Here is a 20,239-nt window from a genome sequence, read left to right on the forward strand (position 1 = left end):
TACAGCAATGTCGCGCATTGGACGGCTGCCCATCCAGGTCCCCGCTGGCGTGGACGTCACCATCGATGGCCAGACGGTCTCGGTGAAGGGCCCGAAGGGCTCCCTCACCCACGTCGTCGCCGCGCCGATCGAGATCGGCAAGGGCGAGGACGGCATTCTGGCTGTCACCCGCCCCAACGACGAGCGTCAGTCGAAGGCCCTGCACGGCCTGACCCGCACGCTGGTGGCGAACATGATCACCGGCGTGACCGCGGGCTACCGCAAGTCGCTGGAGATCAGCGGTGTCGGCTACCGAGTTCTGGCGAAGGGCTCCGACATGGAGTTCCAGCTGGGCTACAGCCACCCGATCCTCGTCGAGGCGCCGGAGGGCATCTCCTTCGTCGTCGAGTCGGCCACCAAGTTCCACGTGGACGGCATCGACAAGCAGAAGGTCGGCGAGGTCGCCGCGAAGATCCGCAAGCTGCGCAAGCCGGACCCGTACAAGGCCAAGGGTGTCAAGTACGCGGGCGAGGTCATCCGCCGCAAGGTCGGAAAGAGTGGTAAGTAAGCGATGAGTGTCTCTGTCAAGATCGGCAAGGGCAACGCCTACAAGAGCGCCGCTCGCAAGCGCCGCGCGATCCGCGTTCGCAAGCGCGTCGTCGGCACCGAGGTGCGTCCGCGCCTCGTCGTGACGCGCTCGAACCGTCACATGGTCGCCCAGGTCATCGACGACGCCAAGGGTCACACCCTGGCGTCGGCGTCCACCCTCGACGTGTCCATCAAGGGCGCCGAGGGCGACAAGACCGAGCTGGCCAAGAAGGTCGGGAGCCTGGTCGCCGAGCGCGCCAAGGCCGCCGGCATCGAGTCGGTCGTCTTCGACCGCGCGGGCAACCGGTACGCCGGCCGCATCGCCGCCCTGGCGGACGCGGCTCGCGAGGCCGGGCTCGACTTCTAAGCCGCTCGTCGACTCTGTCGACGGACGTAAACGAGAGAGGTAATTCCAATGGCTGGACCCCAGCGCCGCGGTAGCGGCGCCGGCGGTGGCACCGGCGGTGGCGAGCGGCGCGACCGTAAGCGTGACGACCGGGGCAACGCCCCCGCCGTCGAGAAGACCGCTTACGTCGAGCGCGTCGTCGCGATCAACCGTGTCGCCAAGGTTGTCAAGGGTGGTCGTCGCTTCAGCTTCACCGCGCTGGTCGTGGTGGGCGACGGTGACGGCACCGTGGGTGTCGGTTACGGCAAGGCGAAGGAGGTTCCGGCCGCCATCGCCAAGGGTGTTGAGGAGGCCAAGAAGAACTTCTTCAAGGTCCCCCGTATCCAGGGCACCATCCCGCACCCGATCCAGGGTGAGAAGGCCGCCGGCGTCGTGCTGCTGAAGCCCGCCGCCCCCGGTACCGGTGTTATCGCCGGTGGTCCGGTGCGCGCCGTCCTGGAGTGCGCCGGCATCCACGACATCCTGTCGAAGTCGCTCGGCTCGGACAACGCGATCAACATCGTGCACGCCACCGTGGCCGCTCTGAAGGGCCTCGTGCGCCCCGAGGAGATCGCCGCCCGTCGTGGTCTGCCGCTGGAGGACGTGGCCCCCGCCGCTCTGCTGCGGGCGCGTGCTGCTGGGGTGAGCGCCTGATGGCTCGCCTGAAGATCACGCAGACCAAGTCGTACATCGGCAGCAAGCAGAACCACCGTGACACCCTGCGTTCGCTTGGTCTCAAGCGCATGCACGACGTGGTGGTCAAGGAGGACCGTCCCGAGATTCGCGGGATGGCCCACACGGTCCGTCACCTGGTGACGGTTGAGGAGGTGGACTGATCATGGGCGACAACCCGATCAAGATCCACAACCTGCGTCCCGCCCCGGGTGCCAAGACCGACAAGATCCGCGTGGGTCGTGGTGAGGGCTCCAAGGGTAAGACCGCTGGTCGTGGTACCAAGGGCACGAAGGCCCGCTACCAGGTTCCGCAGCGCTTCGAGGGTGGCCAGATGCCGCTCCACATGCGCCTGCCGAAGCTGAAGGGTTTCAAGAACCCGTTCAAGATCACCTTCCAGGTCGTCAACCTCGACAAGCTGGCCGAGCTCTACCCGCAGGGTGGAGAGGTCACGGTCGAGGACCTGGTCGCCAAGGGCGCGGTTCGCAAGAACTCCCTCGTCAAGGTGCTCGGCACCGGCGAGATCTCGGTTGCCCTGCAGGTGACGGTCGACGCCGTCTCCGGCTCGGCCGCCGAGAAGATCACCGCCGCCGGCGGTACGGTCACCGAGCTCGTCTGAGCCCGCTGACAACCGGCTTCGAGCCCCGCACCTCCTCCGGGAGGTGCGGGGCTCGTGCCGTTCCCGGGGATATCCGGCCGGACGGCGCTCGTTCTTTTGTGTGGCAAACCCGGGCATCCCGTACCCCATGAGTGGGGGAGGGGCGGTACGCGCTTCTTCCGAGTGGCTGCGCACTGTTAGAGTCCGTGGAGTTCCCTTGTAGGCTGCGCGTAGGCTCGCCTGTGCCGTCTGTACGGGGGCCCGAACCGCAAACTCCCCATTCAGGACCGACCCTCCCGCCGACGACGCGCGGGAGGCGCAGGAGGCACCGTGCTCAGTGCGTTCGCGCGGGCGTTCCAGACGCCCGACCTGCGCAAGAAGCTGCTGTTCACGCTGGGCATCATGGTGCTGTTCCGCCTGGGCTCGCACATCCCGATCCCGGGCGTGAGCTTCACGGCCGTGAACGAGTGCGTGAAGGAGACCAAGAACAGCGGCCTCTTCGGACTCGTCAACCTGTTCAGCGGTGGCGCGCTCCTCCAGCTGACGATCTTCGCCCTCGGCATCATGCCGTACATCACGGCGAGCATCATCCTCCAGCTCCTCACCGTCGTGATCCCGCGACTGGAGATGCTGAAGAAGGAGGGACAGGCCGGCCAGGCCAAGATCACCCAGTACACCCGCTACCTGACCATCGCGCTCGCCGTGCTCCAGGGCACCGGCATCGTGGCGACGGCCTCCAGCGGTGCGCTGTTCTCCGGCTGCCCGCTGGCCAACGAGATCGTCCCGGACACCGGCGTGTTCCGGATCGCGGTCATGGTGCTCACCATGACCGCCGGCACGACGGTCATCATGTGGCTCGGCGAGCTGATCACCGACCGCGGCATCGGCAACGGCATGTCGCTGCTGATCTTCACCTCGATCGCGGCCCAGTTCCCGTCCTCGATGTGGGCGATCAAGCAGTCCGGCACCATCGGCGGCGGCTGGGTCGAGTTCCTCTCGGTGGTCGCGGTCGGCGTCATCGTCGTGATGCTGGTCATCTTCGTCGAGCAGGCCCAGCGCCGGATCCCGGTCCAGTACGCGAAGCGGATGATCGGGCGCCGGGCGTTCGGCGGGACCTCGACCTACATCCCGCTCAAGGTGAACCAGGCCGGTGTCATCCCGGTCATCTTCGCCTCGTCGCTGCTGTACATCCCCGCCCTGGTGGTCCAGCTGACCAACAGCCAGGCAGGCTGGGCCACGTGGATCCGGACGAACTTCGTCAAGGGTGACCACCCGATCTACATGGCCACCTACTTCCTGCTGATCGTCTTCTTCGCGTTCTTCTACGTCGCCATCTCCTTCAACCCCGAAGAAGTTGCCGACAACATGAAGAAGTATGGTGGGTTCATCCCGGGTATCCGGGCCGGCCGACCGACGGCCGAGTACCTGAACTACGTGCTGACCCGTATCACGTGGCCGGGTTCGCTCTACCTGGGCCTGATCGCGTTGATCCCGATGATCGCCCTGGTCGCCTTCGGACAGCAGACCAACTTCCCGTTCGGCGGCACCAGCGTGCTCATCGTCGTCGGCGTCGGACTCGAAACTGTGAAGCAGATCGAGAGCCAGCTCCAGCAGCGCAATTACGAAGGGTTCCTCCGCTGATGCGTATCGTCCTCGTTGGTCCTCCCGGGGCCGGGAAGGGTACTCAGGCGCACCTGCTCGCCAAGACCCTGTCCATCCCGCACATCTCCACCGGCGACCTGTTCCGTGCCAACATCGGCCAGGGCACCCCGCTGGGGCTCGAGGCCAAGGGCTACATGGACGCAGGCCGCCTGGTACCGGACGAGGTCACCATCGGGATGGCCAAGGACCGCATGCTCCAGGCGGACGCCGAGAACGGCTTCCTGCTCGACGGCTTCCCCCGCAACCTCGGCCAGGCCGAGGCGCTCGACGAGTTCCTCGCCGAGAAGGGCATCAAGCTGGACGGCGTCCTGGACCTGGAGGTCCCCGAGGACGAGGTCGTCAAGCGGATCGCGGGCCGTCGCCTGTGCCGCAAGAACGGCAGCCACGTGTTCCACGTCGCGTACAACCCGCCGAAGGAGGAGGGTGTCTGCGACGAGTGCGGTGGCGAGCTCTACCAGCGCTCGGACGACACCGAGGCAGCGGTGCGCACCCGCCTGGAGGTCTACCACACGGAGACCGAGCCGATCATCGGCTACTACAAGGAGCAGGGGCTGCTGGTGACCATCCCGGCCCTCGGCAAGGTGGACGAGGTCACCTCCCGCGCCATCGAGGCGCTGAAGCAGGACAGCTGAGTCTCTCGGCGAACGTACGACGGTACGGCCGGGTCGCCCGCCCCTCGCGGGTGGCCCGGCCGTTTCGGCGTCGTACGGTGGTAGCAGTGGTAATCCGGACTTGGAAGGCGTGACCAGATGGTGGAGATCAAGACCCCCGAGCAGATCGCGAAGATGCGAGCGGCCGGGCTGGTCGTCGCCGAGGCCCTGAAGGCCTGTCGCGAGGCGGTCGTCCCCGGGGTGACCACCCAGGAGCTCAACGACGTCGCGGACAAGGTCATCACCGGCCACGGTGCCACCTCGAACTTCCGGGCCCACCATGGCGGGCTCTGGTTCCCGGGCGTGATCTGCGCCTCGGTGAACAACGAGGTCGTGCACGGCATCCCCGGCGAGCGGGTGCTCCAGGAGGGTGACGTCATCTCGATCGACTGCGGCGCCATCCTGGACGGCTGGCACGGCGACTCGGCCATCACGGTGGCGGTCGGCGAGGTCCGCCCGGAGGTCGAGATGCTGAGCCGGGTCACCGAGGGCTCGATGTGGGCCGGCATCGCCCAGATGAAGAAGAACAACCGCCTGGTGGACGTCTCCAAGGCGATCGAGGGCTTCATCCGTCGCCAGCCGCTGCCGCCGAAGGGCAAGTGGGGCATCACCGAGGGCTACGGCGGCCACGGCATCGGCACCGCGATGCACATGGAGCCGCACGTGCTGAACTACGTCGAGCGCGGCCGCGGCAAGGGCCCGAAGCTGGTCCCCGGCACCGTGCTCGCGATCGAGCCGATGGTGTCGCTCGGCACCCCGCACACCACCGTGCTGGACGACGAGTGGACGGTCGTCACCAACGACGGCACCTGGGCCTCGCACTGGGAGCACTCGGTGGCCGTCACCGAGCAGGGCCCGCTGGTGCTGACCGCCTTCGACGGCGGCAAGGCCGAACTGGCCAAGCTGGGCATCACCGCAGCTCCGGACCCCCTCGCGTAGTCGCCACGGCGCTCAACTGCCGCTGCTGACAAGGGATCAGAGCCCTGGAGGTTTGGACCTCCAGGGCTTTTGTCCTATTTTTATCGGCTGGCAGGGTCTGTAGTGGCTTACGAGCGAGCAGGAGAGAGTACGTGCTCAAGGGATTCCGCGACTTCATGATGCGCGGCAACGTCGTCGACATGGCGGTCGGTGTGGTCATCGGTGCCGCGTTCACCGCGGTGGTGACCGGCTTCGTGTCCGCCTTCCTCACCCCGCTGGTGGGCGTGGTGGTCGGTGCGGCCGGCGACTTCAGCTCGTACAAGGCGCACATCGCGGGGGTGACCTTCCCGTACGGGCAGTTCCTCAACGTGCTGATCGCGTTCTTCATGACCGCCGCGGTGCTGTACTTCTGCGTGGTGCTGCCGATCACCAAGGCGACCGCGCGCTACATGCCGAAGAAGCCGAAGACGCCGAAGCGTCCCTGCCCCGAGTGCCTGACCGAGATCCCCGAGGCCGCCCGCCGCTGCTCGGCCTGCACCGCCCACGTCGAGCCGCTGGTGGTCGTCGCCAAGGCCTGACGCGACGGGTGTGACGGTGACCGCTTTCCGGGACCCCCGTTTTGGTCCGTCGGACGCGCTGGCGTAGGATGGACCGTCGGCTCACTCGTAGCGTGCTTCAGCGCGCCCTCTTCCCCCCGGGGGAGGGGTGAACCCAGGTTCGCACGAGCGTTCCGCATACGGTAGCCGGTCCCGGAAGGTGGATCTCGCAGTTCATGGCTAAGAAGCAAGGCGCCATTGAGATCGAGGGCACCGTGATCGAGTCTCTGCCGAACGCGATGTTCAAGGTCGAGCTGCAGAACGGTCACAAGGTCCTCGCGCACATCAGTGGCAAGATGCGCATGCACTACATCCGCATCCTGCCGGACGACCGGGTCGTCGTGGAGCTCAGCCCCTACGACCTCACGCGCGGGCGGATCGTCTACCGCTACAAGTAAGAACGTCAGATCTAGACCCGGAGAACCTGAACATGAAGGTCAAGCCGAGCGTCAAGAAGATCTGCGACAAGTGCAAGGTGATCCGCCGTCACGGCCGGGTCATGGTGATCTGCGACAACCTGCGCCACAAGCAGCGCCAGGGCTGATCTCTCCCCAGCATTTCTCGTAGTACTTCGCGCGACGCGAAAACGTCATAAGCGGGCTGCCCGATCCGTTCCGTCCGGAACGGACTGCCACCCCCGGTCAGAGGCCGGGGCTCCCTCACCGTGAGGTGTCGGAGTAGGTAGCACGCAAGACCTCTGAAAAAGCACAGGAGCCTTGAATGGCACGCCTCGCCGGCGTTGATCTCCCCCGTGAGAAGCGGATCGAGATCGCCCTCACCTACGTGTACGGCATCGGCCGTACCCGCGCCCAGCAGACCCTGGCCGAGACCGGTGTGAACCCGGACGTCCGCGTCCGCGACATCACCGAGGACGACCTGGTCAAGCTGGGTCAGTACATCGACGCCAACTACACGGTCGAGGGTGACCTCCGCCGTGAGGTGGCCGCCGACATCCGCCGCAAGGTCGAGATCGGCTGCTACGAGGGTCTGCGTCACCGCCGTGGCCTGCCGGTCCGCGGCCAGCGCACCCACACCAACGCGCGTACCCGCAAGGGCCCGCGTCGCGCGATCGCCGGTAAGAAGAAGCCGGGCAAGAAGTAGTCCGTCCCGTAACCGGACATCCCTCCGGCCCGCGGGTCAGCGGACCGACCACCTCAGTAGGAGAACAGACTTATGCCCCCCAAGGGTCGTCAGGCTGCCGGCGCGAAGAAGATCCGCCGCAAGGAAAAGAAGAACGTCGCTCACGGCCACGCGCACATCAAGAGCACGTTCAACAACACCATCGTTTCGATCACCGACCCCGCGGGCAACGTGATCTCCTGGGCCTCTGCCGGCCACGTCGGCTTCAAGGGCTCGCGCAAGTCGACCCCGTTCGCCGCGCAGATGGCCGCCGAGGCCGCTGCCCGTCGCGCGCAGGAGCACGGCATGCGCAAGGTTGACGTCTTCGTGAAGGGTCCGGGCTCCGGCCGCGAGACCGCGATCCGTTCGCTCCAGGCCACCGGCCTGGAGGTCGGCTCGATCCAGGACGTCACCCCCACCCCGCACAACGGCTGCCGTCCGCCGAAGCGCCGCCGCGTCTGACGCAGCGCCTTCGGGCACGCAGGTGATGTTTTAAACCTCGTACGGGCTCCCGTTCTCCACGGGAGCCCGTACGCTTGGTCCTGTCGGCATCAAATAGTGGGTGCCGAAGACAACCGGAGGATTTCCCCCATGCTTATCGCTCAGCGTCCCTCGCTGACCGAAGAGGTCGTCGACGAGTTCCGCTCCCGGTTCGTGATCGAGCCGCTGGAGCCGGGCTTCGGCTACACCCTCGGCAACTCCCTGCGCCGCACGCTCCTGTCGTCGATCCCGGGTGCCGCTGTCACCAGCATCCGCATCGACGGCGTCCTGCACGAGTTCACCACCGTGCCGGGCGTCAAGGAGGACGTGACCGACCTCATCCTCAACATCAAGCAGCTGGTCGTCTCCTCGGAGCACGACGAGCCGGTCGTGATGTACCTGCGCAAGCAGGGCCCGGGTGTCGTCACCGCCGCCGACATCGCCCCGCCGGCGGGTGTCGAGGTGCACAACCCCGAGCTGGTCCTCGCCACGCTGAACGGCAAGGGCAAGCTGGAGATGGAGCTGACCGTCGAGCGCGGTCGCGGCTACGTCTCCGCCGTCCAGAACAAGGCCTCCGGCCAGGAGATCGGCCGCATCCCGGTCGACTCGATCTACAGCCCCGTGCTGAAGGTCACCTACAAGGTCGAGGCCACCCGTGTCGAGCAGCGGACCGACTTCGACAAGCTGATCGTCGACGTCGAGACCAAGCCCGCCATGCGTCCGCGCGACGCCATGGCCTCGGCCGGCAAGACCCTGGTCGAGCTGTTCGGTCTCGCCCGCGAGCTGAACATCGACGCCGAGGGCATCGACATGGGCCCGTCCCCGACGGACGCCGCCCTGGCCGCCGACCTGGCGCTGCCGATCGAGGAGCTGGAGCTCACCGTCCGCTCCTACAACTGCCTCAAGCGCGAGGGCATCCACACCGTGGGTGAGCTCGTCGCCCGCTCCGAGGCCGACCTGCTCGACATCCGCAACTTCGGTGCGAAGTCGATCGACGAGGTCAAGGCGAAGCTGGCCGGCATGGGCCTGGCCCTCAAGGACAGCCCGCCCGGGTTCGACCCGACCGCTGCCGCCGACGCCTTCGGCGCCGACGACCTCGACGACTCGCACTTCGCCGAGACCGAGCAGTACTAAGAGAATTGGCCGCGGGGGCGGTTCCACGGAGCCGCCCCCGTCGTCGTGAAAGTCGTACGGGCAACAGTGCCCGTACGCCCGCTGCGGTACCTGATACGGCCGTAGTCGGAGATCCAAGGAGAAATCCATGCCGCGTCCCACCAAGGGTGCCCGCCTCGGCGGCGGCCCGCACCACGAGCCGCTGCTGCTCGCCGGTCTGTGCCGGGAGCTGTTCCAGTACGGCCGCATCACCACGACCGAGGCCAAGGCCCGTCGGATGCGCCCGCTGGCGGAGAAGCTGATCACCAAGGCGAAGAAGGGCGACATCCACAACCGTCGCCTGGTGCGCAAGACCATCACCGACATCTCGGTGCTGCACACCCTCTTCACCGAGATCGCGCCGCGCTACGAGAACCGCCCGGGTGGCTACACCCGCATCACCAAGATCGGTCCCCGTCGTGGCGACAACGCCCCGATGGCCGTGATCGAGCTGGTCGAGGCGCTGACCGTCGCGCAGACCGCCGTCGGCGAGGCCGAGGCCGCCACCAAGCGCGCCGTCAAGGAGGCCGACGAGGCCGCTGCCGTCGAGACCAAGGCCGACGAGGCCGAGGCCGCCGAGCAGGCCTGACGCCTCTAGGTGTTCCGCGGGCCCGTTTCCCCAGCAGTGGGGGAGCGGGCCCGTTCCTCATCCCCGGGAGATGTGAGAAGCAGTGGTCAACGATTGCGCCGAGCAGCCGCCGGTGAAGGACGGCCCGGCCGACGGGTACGTCCGGGTCCGGCTCGACCTCGCCTACCAGGGCGCCGAGTTCTCCGGCTGGGCCCGCCAGAAGGGCGGCCGCCGGACGGTCCAGGAGGAGATCGAGACCGCGCTGCAGATCGTCACCCGCAGCCCCGAACTGTTCCCGCTGACCGTGGCCGGCCGCACCGACGCCGGGGTGCACGCCCGCGGCCAGGTCGCCCACGTCGACCTGCCGGCCGAGCTGTGGGAGGCGCACCGGGAGAAGCTGCTGCGCCGGCTGGCGGGCCGGCTGCCCGGGGACGTCCGGATCTACCGGGTCGGCGAGGCCCCGGCCGGGTTCGACGCCCGCTTCTCGGCGGTCTGGCGCCGGTACGCGTACCGCGTCGCCGACCACCCCGGCGGGGTGGACCCGCTGCTGCGCGGCCACGTGCTCTGGCACGACCGCCCGCTCGACGTGGACCGGATGAACGCCGCGGCGAAGCTGCTGCTCGGCGAGCACGACTTCGCCGCGTACTGCAAGAAGCGCGAGGGCGCCACCACCATCCGCACCCTGCTGGAGCTGCACTGGGACCGCGTCCCGGTGGACTCCTACGCCGCCCAGGAGGGCTCGCTCGCGGTCGCCACCGTCCGGGCCGACGCCTTCTGCCACAACATGGTCCGGGCGCTGGTCGGCGCGATGCTGCTGGTCGGCGACGGGCACCGGCCGGTGGAGTTCCCCGGCGAGGTGCTGGCGGGCGGGGTGCGCAACTCCGCCGTCAACGTGATCCGGCCGTACGGGCTCACGCTGGAGGAGGTCGGCTACCCGCCGGACGACCAGCTGGCCGAGCGCAACCGGGCGGCCCGGCGGATGCGGACCCTGCCCGGGCAGCCGGCCGTCGGGTAATCCGTTTTGGCACGGCGCGTCCGCTTGGGAGAATCGCTCCCATGGGACACGTCGAGATTTCGCACCTGGAGTACTACCTGCCGGACGGGCGCGTGTTGTTCGACGACGCGTCCTTCCGGGTCGGAGAGGGCGCCGCGGTCGCCCTGGTCGGTGCCAACGGCGCCGGCAAGACCACCCTGCTGCGCATGATCGCGGGGGACATCCAGCCGCACGGCGGCTCGGTGACGATCAGCGGCGGGCTCGGCGTGATGCGCCAGTTCGTCGGCACCACCGGCCGCGAGGACCAGTCGTCCACCCCCGGCGCGCTGCCGGCCGACGCCTCGGTGCGCGACCTGCTGGTGTCGGTCGCCCCCGAGCGGATCGCCAAGGCCGCCCGCGCGGTGGACGCCGCCGAGCTGGCGATGATCGCCCAGGACGACGAGAAGACGCAGATGGCCTACGCCCAGGCGCTCTCCGACTGGGCCGACGTCGGCGGCTACGACTACGAGACGGACTGGGACGTCTGCACCACGGCGGCCCTCGGGGTGCCGTTCGACAAGGCCCAGTGGCGGGGCCTGAACACCCTCTCCGGCGGCGAGCAGAAGCGGCTCGTCCTGGAGGCGCTGCTGCGCGGCCCGGAGGAGGTGCTGCTGCTCGACGAGCCGGACAACTACCTGGACGTCCCGGGCAAGCGCTGGCTGGAGGAGGCCATCAAGACCACCTCGAAGACCGTGCTGTACATCTCGCACGACCGCGAGCTGCTCTCGAAGACCGCGGACAAGATCATCGCCGTCGAGTCCGGCGCCGCCGGCAGCAGCGTCTGGGTGCACGGCGGCGGCTTCGACAGCTTCCACGAGGCCCGCAAGGACCGCTTCGCGCGCTTCGAGGAGCTGGGCCGGCGCTGGGACGAGGAGCACGCCAAGCTCAAGAAGCTGGTCGTCACCCTGCGCCAGGCGGCCTCGGTCAGCCACGCGCTCGCCACCCGCTACGCCGCCGCCCAGACCCGGCTGAAGAAGTTCGAGGAGGCCGGCCGCCCCGAGGAGCCCCCGCGCGAGCAGAGCATCACCATGCGGCTCAAGGGCGGGCGCACCGGCATGCGCGCCTTCACCCTGGAGCAGCTGGAGCTCACCGGCCTGATGCAGCCCTTCGACCTGGAGGTCTTCTACGGTGAGCGGGTCGCGGTGCTGGGCGCCAACGGCGCCGGCAAGTCGCACCTGCTGCGGCTGCTGGCCGGTGACACGACGGTCGGGCACACCGGGAACTGGAAGCTCGGCGCCCGGGTCGTCCCCGGCCACTTCCGGCAGACCCACGCCCACCCGGAGCTGTTCGGCCGCACCGTGCGGTCGATCGTCGAGGAGGAGCACGCGCTCAGCCGCGGCGCCGCGATGGGGGCGCTGCGCCGCTACGAGCTGGACCGTCAGGAGGAGCAGAAGTTCGAGTCGCTGTCCGGCGGGCAGCAGGCCCGGCTGATGATCCTCAAGCTCGAACTCTCCGGCGTGACGGCCCTGTTGCTCGACGAGCCGACCGACAACCTGGACCTGGAGAGCGCCGAGGCCCTGCAGACCGGCCTGGAGGCCTTCGAGGGCACCGTGCTGTGCGTCACCCACGACCGCTGGTTCGCCAGGACCTTCGACCGCTTCCTGGTGTTCGGGGCGGACGGCCGGGTGTACGAGTCGTCGGAGCCGGTCTGGGACGTGACCCGGGTGGAGCGCGAACGCTGAGTCGCGACCGGCCCCGACCGGGAGGGGGCCAGCCGATTTTTGACCCCTCAGGGTCGGGCCGGTAACCTGGACGCTTGATGTGCGTATTGGCTCGCTCTATCTCACGTGAGAGGTCGGTACGCCGGAGACATCAGGTCGTCGACCAGCGGTCCCCCTTGAATTGCGTCCAAGGTTGGCCAGGCTGCTCTGCCGTCCGGGTGCTCCTGTCAGGACTCACTCACTGAAAAGCGAAGGCTACGACCGTGCGTACGTACAGCCCCAAGCCCGGCGACGTCCAGCGTCAGTGGCACGTCATCGACGCGACCGACGTCGTGCTCGGCCGCCTGGCCTCCCAGGCCGCCAACCTCCTCCGGGGCAAGCACAAGGCGATCTACGCGCCGCACGTTGACACTGGTGACTTCGTCATCATCATCAACGCCGACAAGGTGCACCTGTCCGGTAACAAGAAGACCCAGAAGCTGGCCTACCGCCACTCGGGCTTCCCGGGCGGTCTGCGCTCGGTGCGCTACGACGACCTGCTGGCGAACAACCCGGAGAAGGCCGTCGAGAAGGCCATCAAGGGCATGATCCCCAAGAACAGCCTGGGCCGCCAGATGCTCTCCAAGCTGAAGGTCTACTCGGGCGACCAGCACCCGCACGCTGCCCAGCAGCCGGTGCCGTTCGAGATCACCCAGGTCGCGCAGTAATTCGGCCACCAAGCCCCCCAACACTGAAAAGAGCTGAGGAACATCGTGGCCGAGACCACTGAAACCCTTGAGGTCGACTTCGACGAGGCCGTTGAGGCCGTCGAGGGCGAGTACACCTCCGAGGAGAGCTACACCTCCGAGTCCCTGGCCGGCCGCTTCGGCGAGGCCACCCCGGGCGCCGGCCTCGGCCGTCGCAAGGAGGCGATCGCCCGCGTGCGCATCGTCCCCGGCACCGGCCAGTGGAAGATCAACGGTCGCACCCTCGAGGGTTACTTCCCGAACAAGGTGCACCAGCAGACCGTGAACGAGCCCTTCAAGCTCCTTGAGCTGGACGGCCGTTACGACGTCATCGCCCGCATCAGCGGTGGTGGCACCTCCGGCCAGGCCTACGCGCTGCGCCTCGGCGTCGCCCGTGCCCTGAACGAGGCCGACGTGGAGAACAACCGCGCCGCCCTGAAGAAGGCCGGCTTCCTGATGCGTGACGCCCGTGCCGTCGAGCGCAAGAAGGCCGGTCTGAAGAAGGCCCGCAAGGCGCCGCAGTACAGCAAGCGCTAATCGCCTCCCCGGGGGTGCGCTCCGCCCTGGCGGCGCACCCCCTGGTTGTGCGAAACCGTCGCCCCGGAGTACCTCGAGTACTCCGGGGCGACGTGTTCCCCGGCTACTGTGCGGCGGCCGGGATCTTCGGTTGGGTTCCGAGCAGTGGTGATGGAGGACGGGACAGTGGGACGACTCTTCGGTACGGACGGCGTGCGCGGGGTGGCCAACGAGGGCCTGACGGCGGAGCTGGCGCTCGGCCTGTCGGTCGCGGCGGCCCATGTGCTCGGCGAGGCCGGCGCCTTCGACGGCCACCGGCCGGTCGCGGTGGTCGGCCGTGACCCGCGCGCCTCGGGCGAGTTCCTGGAGGCCGCCGTCATCGCCGGTCTGGCGAGCGCCGGCGTCGACGTCCTGCGGGTCGGCGTCCTGCCCACCCCGGCCGTGGCGTACCTCACCGGCGCGCTCGGCGCCGACTTCGGCGTGATGCTGTCCGCCAGCCACAACGCCATGCCGGACAACGGCATCAAGTTCCTCGCCCGCGGCGGCCACAAGCTGGACGACCGGATCGAGGACGCGATCGAGTCCCACTACCGCAAGCACACGCTCGGCGACGAGGACTGGAACCGTCCGACCGGCGCGGCCGTCGGCCGGGTGCGCGAGTACACCGAGGGCTTCGACAAGTACGTCGCCCACCTGATCGGCGTGCTGCCCAACCGCCTGGACGGCATCAAGGTCGTCATCGACGGCGCCCACGGCGCGGCCGCCTACGTCGCCCCCGAGGCCTTCGCCCGGGCCGGCGCCGAGGTGGTCCACACCCTGGGGGCCGAGCCCACCGGCCTCAACATCAACGACGGCGTCGGCTCCACCCACCTGGACCGGCTGCGGGTCGCGATGAAGGAGCACAAGGCCGACCTGGGCATCGCCCTGGACGGCGACGCCGACCGCTGCCTGGCCGCCGACGCCGAGGGCGCCGAGGTGGACGGCGACCAGATCATCGCGATCCTCGCGGTCGCCATGAAGGAGGCCGGCACCCTGCGCCGCAACACCGCGGTGGCCACCGTGATGTCCAACCTCGGCTTCAAGCTGGCGATGGAGCGCGAGGGCATCGAGCTGGTGGAGACCGCCGTCGGCGACCGCTACGTGCTGGAGGCGATGAAGGAGCACGGCTTCGCGCTGGGCGGCGAGCAGTCCGGCCACGTGATCCTGCTGGACCACGCCACCACCGGCGACGGCACCCTGACCGGCCTGATGCTGGGCGCCCGGCTGGCCGCCACCAAGCAGCCGCTGGCCGACCTGGCCGCCGTGATGACCCGGCTGCCGCAGGTGCTGATCAACGTCAAGGGCGTCGACAAGTCCCGGGTGCGGACCAGCACCGAGCTGACCGCGGCGGTCGCCGCGGCCGAGGCCGAGCTGGGCTCCACCGGCCGGGTGCTGCTGCGCCCGTCGGGCACCGAGCCGCTGGTCCGGGTGATGGTCGAGGCCGCCGACCCGGCGCAGGCCGAGGCGGTCGGGCAGCGGCTGGCCGACGCGGTGCGCACCCACCTGGGCTGAGCCCCGGAGACGGCGAAGGGCCCCCGCGCGACGCGGGGGCCCTTCGTGTCGTGCCCGGCGGGCGCTGTCGTGCCCGGCGGGCGTTCAGAGCTTGCGCAGCAGCGCCCGGCGGACCTTGTGGTCCGAGCCCTTCTGGAGGATCAGGGTGGCGCGGCCGCGGGTCGGCAGCACGTTCTCCAGCAGGTTGGGCTTGTTGATGGTGCGCCAGACCTGCCGGCCGTACTCCATCGCCTCCTCCTCCGGCACCTCGGTGAAGCGGCGGAAGTAGGAGTTCGGGTCCTGGAAGGCGGTCTGCCGCAGCTTGCGGAAGCGGTCCAGGTACCAGTGCTCGATGTCGTCGGTCCGGGCGTCGACGTAGATCGAGAAGTCGAAGTAGTCGGCCACCGCGAGGCGGGTGCGGCCGTCGGAGCCGGGCAGGGCCGGCTGGAGCACGTTCAGCCCCTCGACGATCAGGATGTCCGGGCGCTCCACGGTCAGCCGCTCGCCCTGCACGATGTCGTACACCAGGTGCGAGTAGACCGGCGCGCTGACCCGCTCCTTGCCCGCCTTCACGTCCGCGACGAAGCGCATCAGCGCCCGGCGGTCGTACGACTCCGGGAAGCCCTTGCGAGCCATCAGGCCGCGCCGGCGCAGCTCGGCGTTGGGGAGCAGGAAGCCGTCGGTGGTGACCAGCTCGACCCGGGGGTGCTCGGGCCAGCGGGCGAGCAGCGCCTGGAGCAGGCGGGCGGTGGTGGACTTGCCGACCGCCACGGAGCCGGCCACGCCGATGATGAACGGGGTGCGGGTGCGTTCGGTGTCCGGGGTGTCCAGGAAGGTGCCCAGCGTGCCGCGCAGCTCGTGCGTGGCGTGGATGTACAGGTTCAGCAGGCGCGACAGCGGCAGGTAGACGTCGCGGACCTCGTCCAGGTCGAGGGCGGTGCCGAGGCCGCGCAGCCGTTCCACCTCCTCGGCGGTCAGCGGCAGTGGCGTACGCTCGCGCAGCGCGCTCCACTCGGCCCGGCTGAGGTCGACGTAGGGGGACGGCGACGGGCCGGGCGTGGCGGCGCCCCGCGTACAGAGTTCGGTCAGCACATGCTCCATTGTGAGCCGTAGCGGCGCTCACGGTGGCTGTGGTGTCGGTCACGCAGCGTTCGCGCGCGAGGGGAAACGGCCACAGAACCGCCCTTATGCTGGCACGCATGTGCGGAATTGTTGGATACGTGGGCGCTCAGTCCGCCCTCGACGTAGTAATCGCAGGCTTGCAGCGACTGGAGTACCGGGGCTACGACTCGGCCGGTGTCGCGGTGCAGGTCCAGGACTCCGAGGGGCAGTGGAGCCTGGCCACCGACAAGCGGGCGGGCAAGCTCGCCAATCTGGAGAAGTCGCTCGCCGAGACCCCTCTGCCCGGCGGCACCACCGGCATCGGCCACACCCGCTGGGCCACCCACGGCGGCCCGACGGACGCCAACGCCCACCCCCACCTGGACGACCAGCAGCGGGTGGCCGTGGTGCACAACGGCATCATCGAGAACTTCGCGCAGCTGCGCGCCGAGATCGCCGAGCGCGGCCACACCCTCCGGTCGGAGACCGACACCGAGGTCGTCGCCCACCTGCTGGGCGAGGCCTACGCGGGTGACCTCGCCGAGGCCATGCGGGTGGTCTGCCGTCAGCTGCAGGGCGCCTTCACCCTGGTCGCCGTGCACGCGGACGCGCCGGACGTGGTCGTCGGTGCCCGCCGCAACTCGCCGCTGGTCGTCGGCCGCGGCGAGGGCGAGAACTTCCTCGCCTCGGACGTCGCCGCCTTCATCGCCCACACCCGCGAGGCGATCGAGCTGGGCCAGGACCAGGTGGTCGAGCTGCGCCGGGAGGGCGTGACCGTCACCAACTTCGACGGCACCGCGGCCGACGTGCGCGAGTACCACGTCGACTGGGACGCCTCGGCCGCCGAGAAGGGCGGCTACGACTACTTCATGCTCAAGGAGATCGCCGAGCAGCCGAAGGCGGTCGCCGACACCCTCCTCGGCCGGATCGGCACCGACGGCCGGCTGACCCTGGACGAGCTGCGGATCTCCGACGCCGACCTGCGCTCGGTCGACAAGGTCGTCATCGTGGCCTGCGGCACGGCCTTCCACGCCGGCATGATCGCCAAGTACGCGATCGAGCACTGGACCCGCATCCCCTGCGAGGTCGAGGTCGCCTCCGAGTTCCGCTACCGCGACCCGATCATGGGCCCGGGCACGCTGGTCATCGCCATCTCGCAGTCCGGCGAGACCATGGACACCCTGATGGCCCTGCGGCACGCCCGCGAGCAGGGCGCCAAGGTGCTGGCGATCTGCAACACCAACGGCTCCACCATCCCGCGCGAGTCGGACGCGGTGCTGTACACCCACGCCGGCCCGGAGGTCGCGGTCGCCTCGACCAAGGCGTTCCTGACCCAGCTGGTCGCCTGCTACCTGGTCGCCCTGTACCTGGGCCAGGTGCGCGGCACCAAGTGGGGCGACGAGATCTTCGCCGTCATCAAGGAGCTCGGCGACGCGCCGAAGCAGGTCGAGCAGGTCCTGGAGACCATGGAGCCGGTGCGCGAGCTGGCCCGCTCGCTGGCCGACGCCCGCTCGGTGCTGTTCCTCGGCCGCCACGTCGGCTTCCCGGTGGCCCTGGAGGGCGCGCTCAAGCTCAAGGAGCTGGCGTACATGCACGCCGAGGGCTTCGCGGCGGGCGAGCTCAAGCACGGTCCGATCGCGCTGATCGAGGAGGGGCTGCCGGTCGTCGTGGTCGTGCCCTCGCCGCGCGGGCGCTCGATCCTGCACGACAAGATCGTCTCCAACATCCAGGAGATCCGGGCCCGCGGTGCCCGCACGATCGTGATCGCCGAGGAGGGCGACGAGGCCGTCGTCCCGTACGCGGACCACCTGATCCGCATCCCGGCCACCCCGGTGCTGCTCCAGCCGCTGGTCGCCACCGTCCCGCTGCAGGTCTTCGCCTGCGAGCTGGCCACGGCCAAGGGCCACGAGGTCGACCAGCCGCGCAACCTGGCGAAGTCGGTCACCGTCGAGTAGTCGCTCGGCCGCACGGCGCCCCTGCGGTGGCTGCGTCCTACCGCAGGGGCGCCGTGTCGAGCGTGAAGGAGAACGGGGCGGGGAGGTCGATGGGCTTGCCGAACTCGATCCTGGTCTGCGTGGCGTAGTCGCCGCCCTGGGGGTTGGTGAAGAGCGTGACCACCCCATCGTCACGGTCGATCAGCAGGTAGCAGGGGATGCCTGCGGAGGCAAAGCCCTTGCGCTTGGGCTCGCGGTCCTTGTGCGGGTTGATCGAGGTGATCTCGAAGACGAGCAGGACGCCTTCGGCCGGGGCCCAGGAGTCCGCGTTCTCGAAGTGGCCGACCGGGCTCACGGTGCCGTCCGGGATGAACCGGCTCTTGGGGCCGATGATCAGGCCCTTGTTCCCCGAGAGGTCCAGATCGATCGCGGCCTTGCGGAAGAACTGCTTGGCGAGCAGCGAGAACGCGGTCTCGTGCGCTCCGTCCGGCGGCGGCGTCACGACGATCTCCCCTTCGATGAATTCAGCCTTGCTTCCCAGCGGGGTGTCCAACTCCAGAAACGCCTGGAGGAGGCTGTCCTCGCCCAGCGGGTGCTCGACTGCCGGCATGGCGACCATGGCCCTTCTCCCTCCTGTGGGTCCGTGCCGAGCCACAAGGTAGGCGTACGGACCGGCACCGGCGGGGGATCGAAGTGGTTGTCACTCGAAAGTGTGCCGCAGGCCCGGCTCCCGCGGGGCGGTGGCGCGGGCTAGCGTCGGAGGCAGCCGACCGCTGAAGGAGTTCTCCCCATGCGTCATGCACACCCTGTGGAAACCGTCCGGGCCGCCGAGGCCGAGCTGATGGCGCGGCTGCCGGAGGGCACCCTGATGCAGCGGGCGGCCGCGGGGCTGGCCGCGACCTGCGCGCGGCTGCTGACGCGGCGTCGGGGGCGGGTGTACGGCAGCCGGGTGACGGTGCTCGCGGGCAGCGGGGACAACGGGGGTGACGCCCTGTACGCCGGGGCCGCGCTGGCCCGGCGCGGGGCGCGGGTGACGGCGGTGCTGCTGGCGCCGCAGAAGGCCCACCCGGGCGGGCTGGCCGCGCTGCGGGCCGCCGGCGGGCGGGTGACGGCGGAGCAGGAAGTCGGCCTGGCCGACTTCTCGCGCGCGGACCTGGTGCTGGACGGCATCGTCGGCATCGGCGGCCGGGGCGGGCTGCGCCCGGAGGCCCGGCCGTACGCCCAGGCCGAGCGGCACGGGATCGTGGTGGCGGTGGACCTGCCCAGCGGGGTGGACGCCGACACCGGGGAGGTGCCGGGCGCCGCGCTGCGGGCCGACGTCACGGTCTGCTTCGGCACGTACAAGCCCGGGCTGCTGGTCGACCCGGGCGCCTCGTACGCGGGCGCCGTGCAGCTGGTCGGAATCGGGCTGGAGCCGCCGGAGGCGGACGTGACGGCCCTCCAGCACGCGGACGTGGCGGCGCTGCTGCCGCTGCCGGGCGCGGAGAGCGACAAGTACCGGCGCGGCGTGGTCGGGGTGGCGGCCGGCTCGGCGACCTACCCGGGGGCGGCGCTGCTGGCGGTGGCCGGGGCGCTGCACGGCGGCGCGGGCGCCGTCCGGTACGTGGGCACGGCGGCCGAGGAGGTGGTGCGGCGCTTCCCGGAGGTGCTGGTCACCGAGGGCGGGCCGGCCGGCGCCGGACGGGTGCAGGCCTGGGTGGTCGGGCCGGGCGGCGGCGAGGGGGCGCGGCAGGCGCTGACCGAGGCGCTGGCGAGCGACGTCCCGGTGCTGGTGGACGCCGACGGGCTGACCGAACTGGGCCGGCTCGGCCCGGACGCGCTGGCCGGCCGCACCGCGCCCACCCTGCTCACCCCGCACACCGGCGAGGCCGCCCGGCTGCTCGCCGGCGCCGACGGCGGCACACCGCCGGCCGCCGCCGACCTGGCCGCGGCCCGGCTGGCCACCGCCCGGCGGCTGGCGGCCGGCTACCGCGCCACGGTGCTGCTGAAGGGCTCCACCACGGTGGTCGCCGATCCGGGCGGAGCCGTCCGGGTGAACCCCACCGGCACCTCCTGGCTGGCCACCGCCGGCAGCGGCGACGTGCTGGCCGGGCTGGCCGGCTCCCTGCTGGCGGCCGGCCTCGCGCCGCTGGACGCCGCGTCCGTGGCCGCCTACCTGCACGGCCTGGCCGGCCGGGAGGCGGCGGGCGTGCCGGGCGCCCCGACCACGGCGCTCGCGGTGGCCGGGGCGCTCCCGGCGGTGTGGCGGGCGGTCCGCGCGGGGTGACCCCCGGAACCGGGACATCCGGTTGCGGCGTCCTGAACGGGGTGAACGGGCGGTCCGCCGCACGTCGGCGCGTCGTAGGGGTCCGCCGCGCCGACGGGCCGTTCGG

General features: G+C 70.0%; 24 protein-coding genes. 22 read left to right on the forward strand and 2 right to left on the reverse strand.

Annotation, left to right across the window (positions count from 1 at the left end):
- Positions 1 to 7: 7 nt before the first annotated feature.
- The 20 genes from rplF (at position 8) to glmM (ending at position 14,853) form a co-directional block, all read left to right on the forward strand.
- On the forward strand, positions 8 to 547 hold the full coding sequence (gene rplF, locus ACFVVA_RS06625) for a 50S ribosomal protein L6 (RefSeq protein ID WP_030393304.1): 540 nt from the start codon (positions 8 to 10) through the stop codon (positions 545 to 547).
- A gap of 3 nt (positions 548 to 550) precedes the next feature.
- Complete coding sequence (gene rplR, locus ACFVVA_RS06630) at positions 551 to 934, forward strand: 50S ribosomal protein L18 (protein WP_030280785.1); 384 nt, start codon at positions 551 to 553, stop codon at positions 932 to 934.
- 48 nt (positions 935 to 982) lie between these two features.
- Complete coding sequence (rpsE, locus tag ACFVVA_RS06635) at positions 983 to 1,606, forward strand: 30S ribosomal protein S5 (protein ID WP_030055834.1); 624 nt, start codon at positions 983 to 985, stop codon at positions 1,604 to 1,606.
- A complete protein-coding gene (rpmD, locus tag ACFVVA_RS06640; protein WP_030055835.1) occupies positions 1,606 to 1,788 on the forward strand; it encodes a 50S ribosomal protein L30 in 183 nt (60 codons plus the stop codon). Before rpsE ends, rpmD begins: the two co-directional genes overlap by 1 nt.
- Positions 1,789 to 1,790: 2 nt before the next feature.
- A complete protein-coding gene (rplO, locus tag ACFVVA_RS06645) occupies positions 1,791 to 2,243 on the forward strand; it encodes a 50S ribosomal protein L15 (RefSeq protein ID WP_255752515.1) in 453 nt (150 codons plus the stop codon).
- 309 nt (positions 2,244 to 2,552) lie between these two features.
- Positions 2,553 to 3,863 (forward strand): preprotein translocase subunit SecY, encoded by a 1,311-nt coding sequence (gene secY, locus ACFVVA_RS06650; protein ID WP_387686301.1) that lies wholly within the window; start codon positions 2,553 to 2,555, stop codon positions 3,861 to 3,863.
- Positions 3,863 to 4,516, forward strand: coding sequence for an adenylate kinase (locus ACFVVA_RS06655; RefSeq protein ID WP_380538526.1), 654 nt, complete (start codon positions 3,863 to 3,865; stop codon positions 4,514 to 4,516). Before secY ends, ACFVVA_RS06655 begins: the two co-directional genes overlap by 1 nt.
- A gap of 117 nt (positions 4,517 to 4,633) precedes the next feature.
- Entirely contained in the window at positions 4,634 to 5,473 is an 840-nt protein-coding gene (gene map / locus ACFVVA_RS06660; protein ID WP_387686304.1) for a type I methionyl aminopeptidase, read from the forward strand.
- A gap of 131 nt (positions 5,474 to 5,604) precedes the next feature.
- Positions 5,605 to 6,030: a large conductance mechanosensitive channel protein MscL gene (mscL, locus tag ACFVVA_RS06665; RefSeq protein ID WP_359897506.1), complete on the forward strand. Its 426-nt coding sequence runs from the start codon at positions 5,605 to 5,607 to the stop codon at positions 6,028 to 6,030.
- Between the two features lie 194 nt (positions 6,031 to 6,224).
- Positions 6,225 to 6,446, forward strand: a complete 222-nt coding sequence (gene infA, locus ACFVVA_RS06670; protein WP_003956442.1) for a translation initiation factor IF-1 — start codon at positions 6,225 to 6,227, stop codon at positions 6,444 to 6,446.
- 32 nt (positions 6,447 to 6,478) lie between these two features.
- Positions 6,479 to 6,592: a 50S ribosomal protein L36 gene (rpmJ, locus tag ACFVVA_RS06675; RefSeq protein WP_003956441.1), complete on the forward strand. Its 114-nt coding sequence runs from the start codon at positions 6,479 to 6,481 to the stop codon at positions 6,590 to 6,592.
- Between the two features lie 176 nt (positions 6,593 to 6,768).
- On the forward strand, positions 6,769 to 7,149 hold the full coding sequence (gene rpsM, locus ACFVVA_RS06680) for a 30S ribosomal protein S13 (RefSeq protein ID WP_350511311.1): 381 nt from the start codon (positions 6,769 to 6,771) through the stop codon (positions 7,147 to 7,149).
- 72 nt (positions 7,150 to 7,221) lie between these two features.
- The gene (gene rpsK / locus ACFVVA_RS06685; RefSeq protein ID WP_030232513.1) at positions 7,222 to 7,629 is read left to right on the forward strand and encodes a 30S ribosomal protein S11; all 408 of its coding nucleotides are present in this window, start codon (positions 7,222 to 7,224) and stop codon (positions 7,627 to 7,629) included.
- 129 nt (positions 7,630 to 7,758) lie between these two features.
- Positions 7,759 to 8,781 carry a DNA-directed RNA polymerase subunit alpha gene (locus ACFVVA_RS06690; RefSeq protein WP_049649049.1) on the forward strand — a complete coding sequence of 341 codons (1,023 nt, stop codon included), beginning with the start codon at positions 7,759 to 7,761 and terminating at the stop codon, positions 8,779 to 8,781.
- Between the two features lie 127 nt (positions 8,782 to 8,908).
- Entirely contained in the window at positions 8,909 to 9,388 is a 480-nt protein-coding gene (gene rplQ / locus ACFVVA_RS06695) for a 50S ribosomal protein L17 (protein WP_359897505.1), read from the forward strand.
- A gap of 82 nt (positions 9,389 to 9,470) precedes the next feature.
- Positions 9,471 to 10,382 carry a tRNA pseudouridine(38-40) synthase TruA gene (gene truA, locus ACFVVA_RS06700; protein ID WP_380631384.1) on the forward strand — a complete coding sequence of 304 codons (912 nt, stop codon included), beginning with the start codon at positions 9,471 to 9,473 and terminating at the stop codon, positions 10,380 to 10,382.
- A gap of 41 nt (positions 10,383 to 10,423) precedes the next feature.
- On the forward strand, positions 10,424 to 12,082 hold the full coding sequence (locus tag ACFVVA_RS06705) for an ABC-F family ATP-binding cassette domain-containing protein (RefSeq protein WP_387686310.1): 1,659 nt from the start codon (positions 10,424 to 10,426) through the stop codon (positions 12,080 to 12,082).
- Between the two features lie 242 nt (positions 12,083 to 12,324).
- Positions 12,325 to 12,768, forward strand: coding sequence for a 50S ribosomal protein L13 (rplM, locus tag ACFVVA_RS06710; protein WP_030055846.1), 444 nt, complete (start codon positions 12,325 to 12,327; stop codon positions 12,766 to 12,768).
- A gap of 45 nt (positions 12,769 to 12,813) precedes the next feature.
- Entirely contained in the window at positions 12,814 to 13,323 is a 510-nt protein-coding gene (gene rpsI / locus ACFVVA_RS06715) for a 30S ribosomal protein S9 (protein WP_387686312.1), read from the forward strand.
- Between the two features lie 165 nt (positions 13,324 to 13,488).
- Positions 13,489 to 14,853 carry a phosphoglucosamine mutase gene (glmM, locus tag ACFVVA_RS06720; protein WP_359897502.1) on the forward strand — a complete coding sequence of 455 codons (1,365 nt, stop codon included), beginning with the start codon at positions 13,489 to 13,491 and terminating at the stop codon, positions 14,851 to 14,853.
- Positions 14,854 to 14,937: 84 nt separating this feature from the next.
- Here the strand turns inward: glmM and coaA are convergent, their stop codons facing one another.
- Positions 14,938 to 15,933 (reverse strand): type I pantothenate kinase, encoded by a 996-nt coding sequence (gene coaA, locus ACFVVA_RS06725; protein ID WP_359897501.1) that lies wholly within the window; start codon positions 15,931 to 15,933, stop codon positions 14,938 to 14,940.
- Between the two features lie 98 nt (positions 15,934 to 16,031).
- On the opposite strand from coaA, the gene glmS reads away from it, so the two are divergent.
- Entirely contained in the window at positions 16,032 to 17,888 is a 1,857-nt protein-coding gene (gene glmS, locus ACFVVA_RS06730) for a glutamine--fructose-6-phosphate transaminase (isomerizing) (RefSeq protein ID WP_387686379.1), read from the forward strand.
- A 37-nt stretch (positions 17,889 to 17,925) separates the two neighbouring features.
- Here the strand turns inward: glmS and ACFVVA_RS06735 are convergent, their stop codons facing one another.
- A complete protein-coding gene (locus tag ACFVVA_RS06735) occupies positions 17,926 to 18,477 on the reverse strand; it encodes a Uma2 family endonuclease (RefSeq protein ID WP_387686381.1) in 552 nt (183 codons plus the stop codon).
- Positions 18,478 to 18,657: 180 nt separating this feature from the next.
- On the opposite strand from ACFVVA_RS06735, the gene ACFVVA_RS06740 reads away from it, so the two are divergent.
- Entirely contained in the window at positions 18,658 to 20,133 is a 1,476-nt protein-coding gene (locus tag ACFVVA_RS06740; RefSeq protein ID WP_387686315.1) for an NAD(P)H-hydrate dehydratase, read from the forward strand.
- The last annotated feature ends 106 nt before the right edge of the window (positions 20,134 to 20,239 follow it).

It is taken from the genome of Kitasatospora sp. NPDC058048, assembly GCF_042885555.1.
GTDB classification, from domain to species: domain Bacteria; phylum Actinomycetota; class Actinomycetes; order Streptomycetales; family Streptomycetaceae; genus Kitasatospora; species Kitasatospora lactacystinica.